The sequence below is a fragment of the Nostoc sp. genome (genome assembly GCF_036917815.1).
Lineage (GTDB): Bacteria > Cyanobacteriota > Cyanobacteriia > Cyanobacteriales > Nostocaceae > Nostoc.
Genome location: NZ_JBALEK010000008.1, coordinates 25,264 through 42,197, shown reverse-complemented (window position 1 = coordinate 42,197; position 16,934 = coordinate 25,264). Strand labels below are relative to the sequence as shown.

14 protein-coding genes are annotated in these 16,934 nt (G+C 40.7%); 7 read left to right on the top strand and 7 right to left on the bottom strand.

All coding sequences use genetic code 11. From position 1 onward, the window contains the following. Nucleotides 1-87: 87 nt before the first annotated feature. Nucleotides 88-1,668, top strand: a complete 1,581-nt coding sequence (locus V7K97_RS01880; protein WP_334799006.1) for a protein kinase domain-containing protein — start codon at nucleotides 88-90, stop codon at nucleotides 1,666-1,668. 361 nt (nucleotides 1,669-2,029) lie between these two features. Here V7K97_RS01880 and V7K97_RS01875 read toward each other — a convergent pair whose 3' ends face one another. Then, nucleotides 2,030-2,515, bottom strand: coding sequence for a BON domain-containing protein (locus V7K97_RS01875; RefSeq protein ID WP_334799005.1), 486 nt, complete (start codon nucleotides 2,513-2,515; stop codon nucleotides 2,030-2,032). Nucleotides 2,516-2,774: 259 nt separating this feature from the next. Between V7K97_RS01875 and V7K97_RS01870 the strand changes: the two genes are divergently transcribed. The 3 genes from V7K97_RS01870 to V7K97_RS01860 all read left to right on the top strand — a co-directional run bounded on the left by V7K97_RS01870 (nucleotide 2,775) and on the right by V7K97_RS01860 (nucleotide 4,976). Beyond that, a complete protein-coding gene (locus tag V7K97_RS01870) occupies nucleotides 2,775-3,011 on the top strand; it encodes a hypothetical protein (protein ID WP_334799004.1) in 237 nt (78 codons plus the stop codon). Next, complete coding sequence (locus tag V7K97_RS01865; protein ID WP_334799003.1) at nucleotides 2,980-3,900, top strand: ribonuclease D; 921 nt, start codon at nucleotides 2,980-2,982, stop codon at nucleotides 3,898-3,900. Before V7K97_RS01870 ends, V7K97_RS01865 begins: the two co-directional genes overlap by 32 nt. A gap of 233 nt (nucleotides 3,901-4,133) precedes the next feature. Then, nucleotides 4,134-4,976, top strand: coding sequence for a tetratricopeptide repeat protein (locus tag V7K97_RS01860; protein ID WP_334799002.1), 843 nt, complete (start codon nucleotides 4,134-4,136; stop codon nucleotides 4,974-4,976). A gap of 355 nt (nucleotides 4,977-5,331) precedes the next feature. Here the strand turns inward: V7K97_RS01860 and V7K97_RS01855 are convergent, their stop codons facing one another. Both V7K97_RS01855 and V7K97_RS01850 read right to left on the bottom strand, forming a co-directional pair. Then, nucleotides 5,332-6,900, bottom strand: coding sequence for a sodium:solute symporter family transporter (locus tag V7K97_RS01855; RefSeq protein WP_334799001.1), 1,569 nt, complete (start codon nucleotides 6,898-6,900; stop codon nucleotides 5,332-5,334). A 163-nt stretch (nucleotides 6,901-7,063) separates the two neighbouring features. Next, nucleotides 7,064-7,261 carry a DUF485 domain-containing protein gene (locus V7K97_RS01850; protein ID WP_334799000.1) on the bottom strand — a complete coding sequence of 66 codons (198 nt, stop codon included), beginning with the start codon at nucleotides 7,259-7,261 and terminating at the stop codon, nucleotides 7,064-7,066. 24 nt (nucleotides 7,262-7,285) lie between these two features. On the opposite strand from V7K97_RS01850, the gene V7K97_RS01845 reads away from it, so the two are divergent. Continuing rightward, nucleotides 7,286-7,789 carry a site-2 protease family protein gene (locus tag V7K97_RS01845; protein ID WP_334799167.1) on the top strand — a complete coding sequence of 168 codons (504 nt, stop codon included), beginning with the start codon at nucleotides 7,286-7,288 and terminating at the stop codon, nucleotides 7,787-7,789. A 298-nt stretch (nucleotides 7,790-8,087) separates the two neighbouring features. Here V7K97_RS01845 and V7K97_RS01840 read toward each other — a convergent pair whose 3' ends face one another. From V7K97_RS01840 to V7K97_RS01830, 3 genes are all read right to left on the bottom strand, one after another. Beyond that, nucleotides 8,088-9,470, bottom strand: coding sequence for a hypothetical protein (locus V7K97_RS01840; protein WP_334798999.1), 1,383 nt, complete (start codon nucleotides 9,468-9,470; stop codon nucleotides 8,088-8,090). 476 nt (nucleotides 9,471-9,946) lie between these two features. Further along, nucleotides 9,947-11,617: a phosphatidylglycerol lysyltransferase domain-containing protein gene (locus V7K97_RS01835; protein WP_334798998.1), complete on the bottom strand. Its 1,671-nt coding sequence runs from the start codon at nucleotides 11,615-11,617 to the stop codon at nucleotides 9,947-9,949. 283 nt (nucleotides 11,618-11,900) lie between these two features. After that, the gene (locus tag V7K97_RS01830; RefSeq protein ID WP_334798997.1) at nucleotides 11,901-12,803 is read right to left on the bottom strand and encodes an alpha/beta hydrolase; all 903 of its coding nucleotides are present in this window, start codon (nucleotides 12,801-12,803) and stop codon (nucleotides 11,901-11,903) included. A 349-nt stretch (nucleotides 12,804-13,152) separates the two neighbouring features. Here V7K97_RS01830 and V7K97_RS01825 point away from each other — a divergent pair, with 349 nt between their 5' ends. Both V7K97_RS01825 and V7K97_RS01820 read left to right on the top strand, forming a co-directional pair. Then, nucleotides 13,153-13,986, top strand: a complete 834-nt coding sequence (locus V7K97_RS01825; protein ID WP_334798996.1) for a Uma2 family endonuclease — start codon at nucleotides 13,153-13,155, stop codon at nucleotides 13,984-13,986. Between the two features lie 661 nt (nucleotides 13,987-14,647). Further along, the gene (locus V7K97_RS01820) at nucleotides 14,648-15,886 is read left to right on the top strand and encodes a serine/threonine-protein kinase (RefSeq protein WP_334799166.1); all 1,239 of its coding nucleotides are present in this window, start codon (nucleotides 14,648-14,650) and stop codon (nucleotides 15,884-15,886) included. A 55-nt stretch (nucleotides 15,887-15,941) separates the two neighbouring features. Here V7K97_RS01820 and V7K97_RS01815 read toward each other — a convergent pair whose 3' ends face one another. Next, entirely contained in the window at nucleotides 15,942-16,850 is a 909-nt protein-coding gene (locus tag V7K97_RS01815; protein ID WP_334798995.1) for a c-type heme family protein, read from the bottom strand. Between the last annotated feature and the right edge of the window lie 84 nt (nucleotides 16,851-16,934).

Sequence of the window (16,934 nt, the reverse complement as noted above, 5' to 3'; positions counted from 1 at the left end):
AACATTAGACCCATAAATATTATGCTGGTGTAAGAAACACAACTAGGATTAGTCCTTTCAAGGTGGGTAAAACTTGGGACATAATTTATGGAAACCCTGCTAAACAACCGCTATCGAGTAATTCGGACTTTGGGTAATGGCGGATTTGGTGAGACTTTCTTGGCAGAAGATACCCAAATGCCGTCTAATCGCTGTTGTGTAATTAAACAGCTTAGACCAATTCAAAATAATCCTCAGATTTACCAGTTAGTGCAAGAGAGGTTCAAGCGGGAAGCGGCAATTTTAGAAGACTTGGGCGGCGCAACTAAACAGATACCCACCTTGTATGCTTACTTCCAGCTAGATGGTCAATTCTACTTAGTTCAAGAGTGGATTGAAGGTGATACCTTAACTCAAAAAGTTCACCAGCAAGGAGCATTAAGTGAAAATGCGGTCAGAGAAATATTAATAAGTTTATTGCCAATAACGGAATACGTACACAGTCAAGGGATTATCCATCGAGATATCAAGCCAGATAACATCATTTGGCGTCATCGCGATCGCCAGCCAGTGCTGATTGATTTTGGGGCGATCCGGGAAACGATGGGAACAGTAGTGAATTCCCAAGGAAATCCTACGAGTTCAATTGTGATTGGTACACCTGGATATATGCCCAGTGAACAAGCAGCAGGTAGACCACTTTATTCTAGTGATTTATATAGTTTAGGAGTCACAGCAATTTATCTGCTCACTCTTAAACAGCCACAAGAATTAGAAACAGATTCCTCTACCGGGGAAATTATCTGGCATCAACACGCTGTGAATCTGAGCCAGAAAATGATGCAGGTGATAGATCGGGCAATCGCCTACCATCCGCGCGATCGCTTTTCTACTGCCAAAGAAATGCTAGAAGCCTTGCAAGTTGGTACAGTCACCTTCCCGCCGACGGTACCTTATATCCAACCACCAGTAGGAACTGCACCTGCAACACTTCAAAATACAGTTGCTCTCAGCCCAGGGGCTTCATCTCAACCTGACCCTCAAAATAGTCGGCACAGAGAAGTATTTCTCCCCAGTCTAATTGTAGGTGCTTTGATCGGTGGTTCGATAATCATTGGTTTTGCCCTGAGTAGATCGCCCCAACCAGTGGAACAGTCGAGGGTTTCACCTGAATCTTCCCCAAGCCGCGATCAAGTGCAAGATCCGCCGACACCTGCACAATCCCCAGTTTCCACTACTCCAGAACCTACCACAGTTCAGGAACCACAGGAGCAAGAAGTGTCACCTGTGCCTGTGCGATCGCCATTTCCCACCCAATCTGCTGAATTGCCTACTTCAACACAGTCTCAAATCGATAGACCAACACCAGAACAAGCTGTACAAAATTATTTTGAGACTATTAATAAGCGTGATTTTCAAACTGGATGGAATCAACTGTCTCCTAACTATCAAAATAATAAAGCCCTGCATCCAGATGGCTATCTTTCATACATTGACTGGTGGGGAGGAAAGGTTCAAAGCGTAAATGTTGAACAAGTTAGTTTGGTAGAAGCAACTCCACAAACAGCTACAGTAAATGCTAATATCAGATACTTGATGAAAACGGGAAAGGTAGTTCCTGCTTCTGTAAGCTTTTTCCTTTTATGGGATGCCCAAAATAGCAGATGGGTTGTTAGTGATACCAAATAATGTCATCTTGGAATCAAAAACGATCATCAAATATCACAGCCAAATTCAAGCTAGTAATGAAGAGTTTGTAGTAAGGACTTTAGTGCTTAGAAAATAAGGACTAAAGTCCTTACTCTAGCGCAATACAGTTCAGATAAGCCCAAAACACTTGTAGAGACGGCGATTTATCGCGTCTAGAAAACCCAAAATTGTTGCCAGTAGCCCTTAACTTAACAGTATTGTACTATAGCGGTTTCCATTCAGATGCGGTATTACATCACGAGGTGTAGGGGCAGGGCAGTGCCGTACCCCTACGGATGTACCTCACGTAAACGAGAACCGCTATACGAACTTACTTACCTTTATTTGAGCAAACTCACGATCAGTTATTATTTTCTGGCTTGTTCGCAGCTTCGACTTTTGCTTCCACCTTCACCGTTTTCACACCTTTAACTTCTTTAGCCAAGGTTTGAGCTTTCTTGAGTTCTTCTTTAGAAGCGGCTGTGCCTTTGAGGATAATTTTACCCTCTTTGTTTTCAACTTGTAACTTATTGCCTGGTAAGCCTTTGTTCAACTTTTCGCTAACTTCCGTTTTTAAGTCGCTCTTAGCTTTTGTTGCAGGCGTTTTTTCAGAATCAATTTTAACTTTAGTACCTGTACTAGCTACTGAAGGAGTCGTTTCTGTTGCTGGAATGTTGGCAATAGTTTTATCCGTAGTTTGACTTGTCTGAGAAGCTGGTTTTGCTGGTACTTGAGCGGCTTCGTTAGTAGTACTAGGAGTTTCCGAACCAGTTTTAGGAGCGTCTTGGCAGCCAAAAGCACCAATTACCAAAACGCCAGTAACTAATAATGTAATTAGCTTTTTCATTATCTATCTCCTAATTGAGTACTTGAAGCGATTAATTGATGTGTGTGTCATGGTGAGGAGCAGATGTTAAAAAACCATTAAATCTGAAGTGGTAAAATTACCCAAGCAAGCACTCAGGTTAACGAAAATTGAAACTTAGACGATTTCTTGAAGCTAAGATTTTGCGCCCTGTTTTGAGAAATGCCAATTCAATTTTACTGACGGTTGCTAACTACGATGGTTCCGCATACAGTCTAAGCTCTCGATGAATTTAACGTAGATGCCCAGTAGCTATTTCAATGGTAGACTATGCCGCAACAGTGGTGACTCGATGTTATCAGATTTGATTCGCTTTGGCGATATCTATGATGAATTGAAAACTTCAGCGTTTTTGCAATCCTGTGCCAGCAAAATTACCAACAAAATGTTACTTTATAAAACTATGGCTTACTTACAATGCCCTAAATATCAGGAAATATTAGCCAATGCCCTACCTTACTTCCGCCAGTCAAATTAGTGCCATTGTCGCTGAATATACCAATGCCAAAACACTGTGGATAGATACAGAAGTGGCTGACTATAAAAGTCGCAATCCCCGACTGTCGCTGATTCAGGTATTAGATAATCCCCAAGATATGAGTGGCGATCGCGTCTATCTTTTAGATGTCCTAGATCAGCCTCATATTATAGCTGAATTTATTGAAAAAATTATGATAAATTCTGCTATTGAAAAAGTTTTTCACAATGCCAGCTATGATCTAAAGCTTCTCGGTAACAAGAAGGCTAAAAATATTACTTGCACCTTGGAAATGGCAAAAAAAATTCCCTACTATCTTTTACCATTACCCAATTATCAGCTCAAGACCATAGCGACAAAACTTTGTAGCTTTAACAATATCGATAAACAAGAGCAAAAAAGCGATTGGGCAAAACGCCCCCTAACTGAAGAGCAGATAGAGTATGCTTACTTAGATTGTATTTATCTTGCTCAAATCCACTTAAATCTGTTAAGATTACAAGCCCAAGCTAACCCAGATCCCGCAACGGAAGACTTAATATCACTAAGTAACAGATACTCACAACTTGAGCGGCAATGGAAGTTGTTGAATTCTGAATTTGAGCATTTAGAAGAACGCATGAAAAAAGCCATGCAAGTTCAAAATATATCGGAAACTTCTGATTATAAGCTAACTAGTTATGAGCGGACTACAGTCAAAGCTACTTTTACAGAATTGGCAAGACTAGCACAAACCGAAGGTATTAATTTAGATTTTCCCATTACACTAACTCAGAAACTTCAAAAAGATTTAGGGCAAAATCTCGAACAGCTTTCTGTAGATATTGACAAAACCACCTCTTGGCGGCTAACTTCTAAAACTCAAGGGAGTGAAACCGAGGATGAGTAAATTGTTCATTAGGCTACAAATTGCAGAAATTATAGAGTTATTGTGAAGAATATATCTTGAGACTTTATAATTATTTCCTCCTGGATTCTCAGAGATATTTATAAAATATTAGGGAAGTTTGTAAATTAAATTTAAAAGTCTATTAAAAGTTAGAATGATGATTGAGTTAAAGAATTAATATCTAGATTTTAGTACTAATTTTGCTCAGGTGTTATAGCGGTTTATATTAACTTATGAGACGGCGTTTATTTAGGCAAAAGCGAACAAGGGTAAATCAGGTATTTACCATAGCTATTTTGACTACGTTGACTGCAATTAGCAGTGTTTCTTGTAGTAAGAATGACAATGTGTTGGTAACAGAAATCGGAGTCAACCCACCTAGCCGTCGTTCAGCTACAACATCCATTGGTGGGGAATTCTATCTTCAGGGAAAGAATCAGCATTTAAACGGCGACTTGCAAGCTGCGATCGCATCATATAGTAAGGCAATTGCTCAAAATTCTCGGTATGGCGCTGCTTACAATGGCCGGGGACTAGCTTATTTTGATTTGGGAGATAAGGAAAAAGCGATCGCAGATTACAATCAAGCCCTTCGGATCAATCCTAACGACGCTGAAGCCTATAATAACCGGGGAAATGCCCGCGCCTCAGTCGGAGGTAACAGAGAAGCAGTTAAAGATTACAGTGAAGCGATTCGCCTAAATCCCAACTATGCCGAAGCCTACAATAACCGAGGGAACGCCCGCGCCACCAATGGAGACAAAAAAGGGGCAATAGACGATCTTGACCAAGCGATTCTCCTCAACCCCAAATATGCGATCGCTTATAATAACCGAGGCAATGCCCGTGCTGCCAATAGAGATCCACAGGGTGCGATCGCAGATTACAATCAAGCTATTCGGCTCAATCCTAACTTTGCCCCTGCCTACAATAACCGAGGAAACGCCCGCGCCACCAATGGAGACAAACAGGGGGCACTCAAGGATTTACAACAAGCCGCAAGTATTTTTCAAAGTCAGGGTAACAATGACTTGTACCAACAAGTGATGAATAACATCAAAGAACTTGGACAGTAGATAAAAGTAGAGCCAACATGAAAAGGGCGGTTAGAAACCAATACGGTTCAGTTAAGGCTAGCACTCTTTGTCAAAGTCGTTTTTTTTACGAACCACAGAGGCGCAGAGAAGCCAGTGCGTTGGGCGGGTTCCCCGACTTGAAGCAACTGGCGCGACACAGAGAGAGAAGAGGGAGAAGGAAAAAATTGCTTAACTGAACTGTATTGGGTTAGAAACCGCGTCTACACAGGCAAAACCCACCTACGTGGGTTAAAAAACCTTAATTTCCTCTTAGTCCGCGCAGGCGGACTTTGTTTGTGTAGCCGCGAATTCTATTGGCTGGGGCTTAAATTTACTTCTTTATCCGTTAACAAAATCACATCCCAGAACCAATGTGAATGCGATCCTCAACTTCGGCAAATTTTTCCTGTGCCTCCTGTTCAGTACTCAATAGTGAAACGACGATCGCCACAATAAACGCCAGTGGGATACTAATTAATCCAGGATTTTTCAGTGGAAAGGGTGCAGAAGCGTGCTTAAGAATCGTTATCTGAATTGTCGGTGACAAATATATCAGCACCAAGGAGGAGACAGTACCCACTAACATACTCGCAACCGCACCATTGGTAGTAAAGCGTCGCCAAAGCATTGATAACAGCAACGCTGGGAAGTTTGCACTAGCTGCGATCGCAAATGCTAAACCTACCATATAAGCCACATTTTGTCCTTTAAACAAAATACCTAAGAATATCGCTACTAATCCTAAAACCATTGTTGCACCACGAGCCACCTTTAGCTGTTCTGACTCGTCAGCATGACCAGAGCGTACCACGTTCACCCACAAATCGTGGGACAATGCAGCCGCACCTGAGAGTGTCAACCCAGCGACAACTGCCAAAATAGTTGCAAAGGAAACAGCAGAAATAAAGCCTAAGAAAGCATCACCACCGAGAAATTCTGCCAACATCGGCGCAGCCATGTTACCACCACTACCAATTTTCTTGATGGCATCTTGTCCTACTAATACCATCGCTCCAAAGCCCAGGATGAAGGTAAGGAGATAAAAAACGCCAATAATCGCTGTGGCATAAGTAACCGATATCCGCGCTGCTTTAGCATCCGGTACTGTGTAGAAACGCATTAGGATGTGGGGTAATCCAGCAGTACCAAACATCAACGACATCCCCAAAGAAATCGCATCAAAGGGATCAGAAACCTGTTTGCCTGGAGCTAATACACCTGTATACTTTTCAGATGCGGCAGCGAAAAGAGCGAGTGGGTTAAAGCCAAATCGTGACAGTACTAAAATAGCTAGTAAAATTGTTCCAGCAAGCAACAGAACAGCTTTGATAATTTGTACCCAGGTGGTGGCAATCATCCCGCCAAAAATCACATAAGCCATCATCACACAACCGACGATGACCACAGCTAATTCATAATCAAAGCCAAACAATAGTTTGATTAGCTCACCAGCCCCTACCATCTGGGCAATTAAGTAAAAGCTAATTACTACCAGCGTTCCAATGGCGGATGCGATACGTACAGGTTTTTGCTGCAACCGATAAGCCACTACATCGGCAAAAGTATATTTACCTAAGTTGCGTAGTGGTTCGGCAATTAGGAACATGACAATCGGCCAGCCCACCAGGAAGCCGATAGAATAAATTAAGCCATCAAAGCCGTTGAGTGCCACCAGCCCAGTGATACCTAAAAAGCTAGCTGCACTCATGAAGTCTCCTGCTAGGGCTAGCCCATTTTGGAAACCGCTAATATTACCGCCAGCAGTGTAGAAGTGGGCGGTATTTTTGGTCAGCTTTGCCGCCCAATAGGTAATGCCTAAAGAACTGACAACAAACAGAAAGAAGAAAGCGATCGCTAACGGGTTAAACTTACCAAGACTAGTAATATCCGCCGCCAGTGGCAGATTGAACCACACACTATCCATGCTTTTTTTGGTTTAGTATTTTGGATTTTGGACTAGAAATAGCTAATAGCTAGCTATTGGGCATTGGGCATTGGGCATTGGGCATTGGTAAATAAATCAATGTTCTTTTTCCCCTACTCCCTTATCTCCCTCATCTCCATTCCCCATTCCCCATGCCCAATTTTCATTTGCGTGTCAGCCTTGCGATTTGGTCGTCGTAACTGCTATTTGCCCAACGCACGTAGATAAAAATTAATACCCATGCTGAGACAATTACCAACGCCCCTAGTAAAATTCCCAGACTGAGACCAGGAACTACTAATGATCCCAGCAGGGGCTTATTGAACGCGATTAAATTGTCATATTTTCCATCACTTTGCATGAACTTGCTCACGGCTGGGCTGCGATGAGTCAGGGAGACAACACTCCACAACAAACTGGTCATCTGACGCTTAATCCTGTAGTTCACATGGGCAAAGAATCGCTCATCTTTCTGTGTCTCATGGGTATAGCTTGGGGACAAATGCCCGTCAACCCATCTAAGTTTCGCTCTGGGAAGCTAGGAAATATTTTGGTATCAGCAGCAGGCCCATTATCCAATCTCGCTTTAGGCATTCTATTTATTGTCCTGCTCAAACTTTTCTTTAATCCTAGTCTTTCAGGAGTCTTGAGTGTTGAATTTCTTTACCTAGCGGCTCGGATTAATTTGACGTTGTTTCTGTTTAATCTATTGCCAATTCCACCACTTGATGGCTTTCATGTTTTCAGTGAGATTTTTCCTCAGCTAAAGGCACTGCAATATACCCAATTCGGACTCTTTGCCATGATGCTTCTATTTATAATTCCCGGTTTTGGGATAGGACTAGGTAGCATTGCTGATTTGTTTATCCGGTCAGGGTTGGGGATGTAAACAGCAAATTTTTAGGCTAAGGAAAAGGTTATTCTTCTTTTGTAGAGCGCTATTTTCAAATCGTTAATAAAGATTTAAAAATAATTTACTACATTATCTTATTGTTAATATCTTTACAAATTATATGTAGTATTATTGGGTTGACATCTTCACCTACAAGTTCAAGTTCGTCTACAATTCATTCAGGCTCTAGCTGTATTTTAGGCAACCCATAATCCATTAAGAGTAATCGTAGGGGGCGTTAACCGCATAACACCCCCTACGAAACTATCGGCGGCAAAAGCGTTTAATTCACAATCTACTTTTCCATAGTAACAGCCACTTTTTTGCTGTAATATTCAGTCTGGGGATACACACTAATAATGCTGTCACCCACTACAAAAAACTTACCTTCTTGCTCATATTTAGAAAACTGTAAGTTTGGATATTGAGTAGCAAGTTCTTCAGCCGTAATAGACTTGACCGCCATTTCATTCGGTAACAGACCAGTAACACCAATATAAAAAACCAAAGGAGAAATTTTATCTCGGTAAATTTTGTCTGTATATTCCTCTAATTTGGTTTTTGCTGCTGTCAAAGCTGCGACCATTTCCTCCTTAGTGACAGTATCTTTATCCTGCAAAATCTGCGCCAAAGTATCAGCACCAACTTTTGATAGAATAGCTGTCACTATTCCGTTATCCTCAAGTCCTAAAAAATCATCAAAAATTGGTTTCATCAACTCATCAACTTTTGTAATATTGGTACGTGATGACAGTAGTTTGTGTCTAAAAGCGAGATTTTCCTGGAATGCCATTTCAAAACTAGGCTTCTTGATAACTTCCCTAGTCTCTTTGTCATAAAGACGATACATTCTACCAAGAAATCTGTTAGCAGAATACAACTTACCGAGATTGAGAATATCTTTACTGCCGATATCAACTTTATAACTAACTCTTGATTCAACAGAACCATTAACCAGAGCTTCATTGATATCGGGATATTCGTTGGTTGTCGGGAAGTTAATGTAAATGTTCTTAGACAGATAGTGGTTTTTCAATTCATCTACCTGTGCTACTACAAACCTATCTGACTCCTGTTTCAAGTGAGCAGAAATAATACTAGAAAGCACTTTAATTTCTGCCAGTTGAGAAAATAAGCCATCAATACTGCTGTAGTGTCCATCAGAAGGTACAAGCGGTAAGTTATCTAACTGAATGGTATGTTCAGCATGGAAGTCAAATTCTTCTGCATCCAGTATGCCTTTTTCTTTGAGTAAGTCAAAGGCTTTTTTACTGCTAATTTTGACTTGTAAGGACTTGACGTTGATTTTGCCGTCACTGACAATGGTGTAATTATTAAAGGTATTGAGGTCATTTACTAGCAACCCTGCTACTTCAAGAGTGGGAGTTTTGTCTTCAAGTTTGGCAAGTTTTGCTTTACGTTTGATAAGCATATTGATAGTAGCAGTATTGCGGTTGAAGTGAAACTCGCCCATACCAACATACTCAGCATTATCCATGTATTCTGTTCTCAACCAAGGTTGGAGCAGTTCTCCATTTTCGTCTCTCACACCTTTAACGCGCTTGATAGCTGTTCTCTGGTAATGTTCTTGCAGGTGCTTGATGTTGACAATAATATTGTTGCGATATTGTGCAAAAATTTGGAGCAATTCTACCAGAGAAATTTGATTATTTGTCATATTGCTACCTTTCGTATAAAGGTCAAGAATCTTTTAAAGCCACGCTTAGTGAGGTTTATAGCAGTTCCCAGTTGAGTGAGGTACAAGAACCCCACCCCGCTCTTCGAGAGGCGGCTATTATGTACCTCAGTAAAGTAAGAAACGCTATATTACTCTGAGAAAATAACCTATTACAACTGTGCAAAATTGAAGGGCAAACACACAATAATTTAATTACCAAACTTTGTACACAGTTTCGTAAATTCGTGGACAATTGAGGGTTTAAGTTTAAACGCAGAGGAGCGCAGAGTTTGTTTGAGTTCATCCCCTACGAATTTAGGCAAAGCTGTACTTCGCGTTGCATACTTATCGGACATTCATCATTTTATAGTACAATTGTATCATATAAATGCCAAGTTGTGTAGGCGTAGCCCGTCGTAGACATAGCCCTGCAAAGCAATTCGATCAAAATGATTCCAAATTTTTTGAGTCCACATTTAGGCTCCAGGTTTGAAATAATCAAAGAGGCGATCGCCTGAATCTGCGCGAATCAATGCTACAACTACATCTGGTAAGGTGGCTAAACTGGGATAAACTAAATAACGTGGTTCCCAACGGGGGCGGAACTTCTCTCTATACGCGTGCAGTCCTTTGAAGTTGTAGAAGCGATTCAAATGCCCATAAAGATAGTGCAATACTTTCTCTAAGCGGCGCGATTCTGGGTTGTCTCCAACTCCCACAAGGGCAGAAAGACCGAAATTAAAGCTGTCGTAGCCGCACTCTTTAAAATGTTGAAGCAGGGAAATAAATAGAAAGTCCATTGTCCCACTCTCGATGGACGCGCGATGTCGCATCATGTCAATAGTGGCTTCGTTGAGTTGGTACTCCCGAAGAATGTTGGCAAAGGCGCTGATCTCACCTTCGGGATTATGCACCACAGCAATCTCGCACTCTCGTAGGTAAGCTTCGTCAAACCAACCCAAAGAAAAGTGTTTTTCCGAACCTTGTACCATTTTCAGCCATTCATCACTTACAGATTTGAGTAGGTGCAATAAATCATTGGAGATGGGTGGTTGGTAAAAGTCGATTTGGTATCCTAGCTTAGTTAAACGATTGATTGATGGTCTAAAGTTTTTACCCGCTTTCCCTTGCAACGTAAAACTTTTTAGGTCAACGATCGCTTCTTCTCCAATCTTGAGTACCTGAAACCCCAATGACTTGTAAAGCTCAACATCATCGGGCATAGTTTGGTAAAAGCCAGGATACCAGTCGTTGCGCTGGCAAAACTGCCAGAAAGCAACAATTGTCTCTTTGCGGTCTTCAATGGGGCCTATGGGGTCTCCTAAGGCGATCGCACCTCGTCCTTTGGGAACATAAGCAATTACACTATTACCCGAAGGACTGAAATAATAACTTTTATCATTTAAAAGTGTGAACGCTGCTAAAGAAGAACATCCATATTGCTCAACAATTTCTTTAGCCTTTTGCCGCTCATTTGATGTTGCTAGATTCCGCCAAAACACAGGTTGCAACAGCATTACCATTGCATAAGTAATAGTACCTGCTGCAATAATATAGATAGAATTAGCAAAAAAATCTCCAAATCGGCTCTTTGGTTGCAGTCCCCAATTATCCGCAGTGAAAAACATCGCTAAAGTCTGAAGTACAGCATCACGCCAGTTAAAGTTTTCAGAAAATTTGCCGTCTAACAAATAAAATCCAATAGTTCCGTATGCCAGGGTAAATAATAAAGCACCTATCAGCGCTCGAACTCCCCGTGCAATTGAAGGACGGTCTGATTGCGCTGTGAAAAAATGGCGCATCAAGATTAATTGCAGCAGCAAAACTCCAGAGAGTAGACTTTCTTCATAGTCCAGTCCCTTTAGCAAGTGGCTGAAAATGGAAATTACTAGTAAACCAATGGTCAGTAACCAGGCTATTCTTTTTCGCCGTAATAAATTAGTAGCAAGTGTGAGTAAAACAAACCCAGTTAGTGCTGCAAATACATGACCACTGGCACGAGTTTCAAATGGTATAAATTCCTTCAACCAGTGATTTCGTCCATACAGGTTAGGTGTCACTGCTGACACCAAATTTACTACTCCGACTAAAGCTGTAAGAGAAGCTGCACTCCAAAGTGCAATCTGATTTTTTAAATTATTGGTCATTAATCTAGAAGTATTAATTAGGAGTTAGGAGAGACGCGATTAATCGCGTCTGTACGTTAGGGGTTAGGAGTTTTGGCTTGACGACTCTCTTTAGGGACTAAAATAATAAACATACCAGTTTTATCGACTTTGTTAATTATACAGATTTTTAATGTTTTGAATTTTCTCCATAACACCTTAATTTTAATGCCATACCACAATGGGAGCAATATAACCTAAATTTTCAAATTTTAACTCCTAATGTACAGACGCGATTAATCGCGTCTCTCCAAACTCCTGACCCCTAACTCTTAGCTTTTTTAAACTGTTCACCTACATAAGAGAGCGAATCTTTAAGATGCTTGTGGAAGTAGTTCCAGCCTACGTCTGCACCAGATAAACCATGACCTCCAGGAAATGCATAAAATACGTGAGCAATGTCTAACTTATTTAAGGTTTCGTTAAAAGCTTTGGTAGAAGCCAGCAAGTCAGCATCGTTCAGACCGGCATCCAGATAAACACGCAATTGCTTCCTATCTTGAAGTGGTAGCTGTTGCACAATTTGTTGGGGACTATTTTGTAAACTGCTGTTATCGGTAAAGTAACCGCTATGGCTAAACAAAATATGGAAGTTGTTTAGATAGCGTAACCCGATATTAAAAGCCCCCCATCCCCCAGAAGACAGACCTCCCAGCGCCCAAAACTGGGGTTGGTCTAAAGTGCGGTAGCGGGACTTGACAACTTGCACTAATTCTGAGCCAATCAAAGTACTGATTTTGCCGTTGGGACCATCATAATAATCAGGATCATACAAAGGACTGGAACCGCGATTATCATTACCATCAGGTGTAATCACAATTGATGGCGGTAATTTTCCACTTTGATAAAGTTCATGGAGTATGTCTAAGAGTGCATATTTATCAGCGTAAGCACGAGCATCATCATGACCACCGTGGAGTAAGAAGATCACAGGGTAGCGCTTTTGCGGATTTTTGTTATAGCCTGGTGGCAAAATCACACCGTAGTTACGGACTGCACCCATCGCTTGGGAATTGAAGGTTGTTAATTGAAACTTTAGCCCAGTATTTGCCTCTTCTTGAGGCGGGTCTAGTTGTGGCGCACCTAAGATGAATACATAATAATAACCGACGGTGGTGAGGAGTGCGATCGCTCCTACGAAGCTAATTAAAAATTTAGAAATCTTCATATTCTTTTAACATTTTCCAAAACACCTCCATGAAAACAGAGGATGAGTCCCTAGTAGACGGTTGATTTGCTCATTACATATACCTGCGACTATGCCACAATGGTCAATATCTTGTATCCTAATATCTAATTATGAAGTTGTCATGCTTCCAAAATACAATATGACATGACGCGATCGCACCCGCAAATTTTGGGATACAACATAGCTTATATCTACCTCCAAGAAAAAACTTAAACACATTAGAGAAGCGTCTATTAGACCGTAAATTAGGAGTTTTACAACCAAATTATTGGTAAAAAGTGCGTCAACGCATCCAGCAAATATGGTTTTCTCTTAAAGAGTAAAAGATATGACTTCCTCTTATCACTATATACCTCAATCTGATCCGCCTCTTCCTCCTTGGGAAACTCTACCAACGATGTATGATTTACCAAGTTATAACGCAGAGGAACCAGGTTTGCCAGATGATTTTCACTTTTTACAACCCTTACTTTTATACTTAACTTTTCAGCCCATTAACTGGAATCCAGAACTAGTTTACAGTGCTGCTGACCTCAATCTCTACTATGATCTCCAGCATCCTTTGTGGTACAAGCGCCCAGATTGGTTTGGTGTCGTAGGCGTAGGAAAATTATACAAAGGGCAGGACTTACGGTTAAGTTATGTAAATTGGCAAGAGCCAGCAAATCCCTTCGTGGTTGTTGAGTTATTATCTCCAGGTACAGAAGAAGAAGATTTAGGCACAAAAAGAGAAAGTGCAGCAAATAAACCTCCTAGTAAATGGGAAGTCTATGAAAGGATTTTGCGGATTCCCTACTATGTTGTTTTTAGTCGCTACACCAATGAACTTCGGGCTTTTCAGTTAGTAGGCGGTCATTATGAACCGATGAATTTGAATGATGGATGCCTACAAATGCCAGAGATAGATTTAAGTTTAGGCTTATGGCAAGGTTCATTTCGAGATATTGAAAGGTTGTGGTTAAGGTGGTTCACTTTAGCGGGAGAATTAATTCCCGCACCCACAGAGGAAGCCACTGCTGCAACTCAACGAGCTATTATTGCTGAACAAGAAGCTAGAGAAGCTAAACAAGAAACTGCTCAAGCCAAACGAAAAGCCGAAAAATTAGCAGAACGTTTGCGTCAGTTAGGCGTGAATCCTGATGAACTAGATGAATTATTGTAGCTTTAGCAATACCTTTGCCAAAATAAGAGCCTACAAAAATTTTGGCCAAAATGGCAAAATGACCCATATATAAGCATGAAAGCTTATAAGGGATCTTTGGATGTCAAACCCTTGATACTACGGGCAATACATTAAAAAAGCCTTGTGGGAAACCTTGAAGGAATTTTTAGGACTGATTGTTTTTGCCAAGCATGGGAGAAAAGAGAGTTCAGCCATCAATTCACCCTCGTAAATTGGCAAAGGTATTGTAAGGGTAAGATAAGGTTCAGCAGCAAATCCAAAAGGCAATATTCGCAGGTATTACCGCAGACACTAGTACAGTTCGGCGGAAATAGAGCAACCATTTAAAATTCCTAAAGAGCTTATTCCATAATACTTTTGACTTTTGACTTTTGACTTTTGACTTCCGCCTTGCGGTACTAGTTATGTTGCGGCTGCTAGAATACGTAAGTATGAGTGGTATGATCAAATCTACCCAAGTAAAAATTGTCTATTTAGTCACACAAGACCATCAAAAGATAGTAGAAAAGTGTATTTCCTTGTCTCGACAGTGGTGCTAACCTCAATTTGAAGGATGTTATCAGCCTTTATTTGCTAGAGTTCTGACTTTCAGCAAACTAGATAATTTATCACCAAGAAAATCGCTAGGAGTGCGATGATGATGTCACAGTCACATATCACAAGGCCAGAAATAACTGCTGGAACTCTAATCGATAACCGCTATATTATTCAAAAACTTCTAGGACAGGGAGGATTGGGACGAACTTACTTGGCCTTTGACACTCGTCGGTTTAATGAAGCTTGTGTTCTCAAAGAATTTGCACCCATTGGCACAGGAGAGAGTGGACTAGAACAATATCGTAACTTATTTAAAAGAGAAGCAAAAATTCTTCATCAATTGCAACATCCTCAAATTCCCAAATTTTTGGCTTGCTTTGAAGGAGATGGTCGGCTATTTCTAGTACAAGAGTATGTTGACGGTAAAACATATTCGAGACTGCTAGGAGAACTTCAACGTCAAGGAAGAAATTTCTCTGAAGACGAAGTTATACAGTGGCTAAAGAATCTCTTACCTGTTTTAGAATACGTCCACCAACACAACATTATCCATCGAGATATTTCTCCTGATAACATCATGTTACCCGATGGCAACGATTTGCCAGTGCTGATTGATTTTGGTGTCGGTAAGCAAGTTGCAGACATGAACGAAGGGAGAAGTTCTCACCACCAAGTAACCTTTGTTGGCAAAATGTCCCTTGTCGGCAAAGTGGGATATGCTCCCCGCGAACAGATTAGCTTGGGTTTATGTTCCCCCTGTAGTGACCTTTATGCTTTAGGAGTCACAGCTATTGTACTACTCACCGGTAGAGATCCATCTTTACTAATGGATCAGTACTCACTAGAATGGAATTGGCGCGATTATACACATATTACTGATGGATTCGCCCAAGTCCTTGATTGTATGTTGGCAGATAGACCTAACAAGCGATACCAAACAGCTAGGGAAGTTATCACAGATTTGCAGCGCATTGGAGAACCAGAAGCGGTAATATCTCCTGCAATCATACTTGATGATTTGCCTTTGACGGTATTTAAACCGGAATTTCAGGCTATGTCGGTAATATCCGAATCATACAACCAACCGGAAGAAACAATTTTTAGTTCACCGACTAGTCCACAAACTGGGCGAATGGAACAACAACCTTCACTGCAACCGGCATTTATCAAGCGTTGTCAGCAAGAGTTAGCCTACCACATCGGCCCAATGGCAAATCTGATTATAGAAGAAATATTAGCTCAAAATTCTTGTATTTCACCCGACCAATTTATTGAACTCATAGCTAGGGAGATTCCTAACTTTCAAGCAGCTTTTGAATTCAAAAAAAGCTTATTCTCATAGATATTTTAGACAACACGAATTTAGGCGTAGACAAGTTTTAATTTTTTTTTAATTTTTAATCTCCCGTACCTCCCTGAGTGCGTTTGATTCTTTTCATTGCCATTTCTAAACTTAATTGCATCCGTTTAAAGGCTTTAGCTAAGTTACCAATTTCATCATTAGACATCTGCTCAAATTCAACTTCCATGTGTCCGGTACTAACTTCTTCAGCTATGCGAGTCATGCGTTTGAGAGGTATAACAACTTGTCGATTCAAGAACAAGTTAACTAACAGAATAGTCGCTATAAATATAGTTGATACAATTAGGATAATTAGTAAGGAAGACTGATTGGCTTTGCTGATGACATCATTCGCCGGTACTGATATAATCTGAGCGCCAACAATATCATTCAGCTTCCACCCAAATCCATTAGCTGCACCATAAAGAGTAATCATAGTTTGAGGCGCAGCTTCAGGTGTGCTATGACACTTCAGGCAGCTTTCTTCCGAAACTACTAAAGGACGAGCAATATAAAAGATATCCCCACCAGGAATTGAGCGAAATCCACTCACTTCTTTAAGGTCTGATTTATTTTTGAACCTTTCGACAATTTCTGTTTCAAAACCGTCAGCCTTATCCCGAAGATTTGTGGGATTGAGAGTTGCTTCTTTATAGAAGAAATCACGGTAGTCTGTTGTTTTCCGTAAAATCTCAAATACTTCCCGTGCTGAGTATCCAGGTACAGTTTGCGGCAAAAATTCAGTAGCCAATTTATCAGCTAGCTCTGGATTCACTTGAGTACTGGTGTATTTACGAACAGAACTCATTGTTTGGATCAGCATGAGGCCAGTTGAGCTAATATCTTGTTTAGCATTCTCTCTGAGCAGAGAAGAAAGAGCAAATCCAGTCAAGCTCAAACCGAATGTCAGAATTACCAGCAGCAGAATTGTAAATTTTTGTTTCAGATTCAGATTTTTTAGCATAATTTTAGATGATCTACAAGTCAAATTATTATGAACAAATATGGTTAAAGTCATCGTTTACTCTAACATGAGCAATCAAATATC

Coding starts and splice junctions, on each gene's coding strand:
- V7K97_RS01880 (WP_334799006.1), top strand. CDS start 88: ATGGAAACCCTGCTAAACAACCGCTATCGAGTAATTCGGACTTTGGGT.
- V7K97_RS01875 (WP_334799005.1), bottom strand. CDS start 2,515: ATGAAAAAGCTAATTACATTATTAGTTACTGGCGTTTTGGTAATTGGT.
- V7K97_RS01870 (WP_334799004.1), top strand. CDS start 2,775: ATGCCCAGTAGCTATTTCAATGGTAGACTATGCCGCAACAGTGGTGAC.
- V7K97_RS01865 (WP_334799003.1), top strand. CDS start 2,980: ATGCCCTACCTTACTTCCGCCAGTCAAATTAGTGCCATTGTCGCTGAA.
- V7K97_RS01860 (WP_334799002.1), top strand. CDS start 4,134: ATGAGACGGCGTTTATTTAGGCAAAAGCGAACAAGGGTAAATCAGGTA.
- V7K97_RS01855 (WP_334799001.1), bottom strand. CDS start 6,900: ATGGATAGTGTGTGGTTCAATCTGCCACTGGCGGCGGATATTACTAGT.
- V7K97_RS01850 (WP_334799000.1), bottom strand. CDS start 7,261: ATGCAAAGTGATGGAAAATATGACAATTTAATCGCGTTCAATAAGCCC.
- V7K97_RS01845 (WP_334799167.1), top strand. CDS start 7,286: ATGAGTCAGGGAGACAACACTCCACAACAAACTGGTCATCTGACGCTT.
- V7K97_RS01840 (WP_334798999.1), bottom strand. CDS start 9,470: ATGACAAATAATCAAATTTCTCTGGTAGAATTGCTCCAAATTTTTGCA.
- V7K97_RS01835 (WP_334798998.1), bottom strand. CDS start 11,617: ATGACCAATAATTTAAAAAATCAGATTGCACTTTGGAGTGCAGCTTCT.
- V7K97_RS01830 (WP_334798997.1), bottom strand. CDS start 12,803: ATGAAGATTTCTAAATTTTTAATTAGCTTCGTAGGAGCGATCGCACTC.
- V7K97_RS01825 (WP_334798996.1), top strand. CDS start 13,153: ATGACTTCCTCTTATCACTATATACCTCAATCTGATCCGCCTCTTCCT.
- V7K97_RS01820 (WP_334799166.1), top strand. CDS start 14,648: ATGTCACAGTCACATATCACAAGGCCAGAAATAACTGCTGGAACTCTA.
- V7K97_RS01815 (WP_334798995.1), bottom strand. CDS start 16,850: ATGCTAAAAAATCTGAATCTGAAACAAAAATTTACAATTCTGCTGCTG.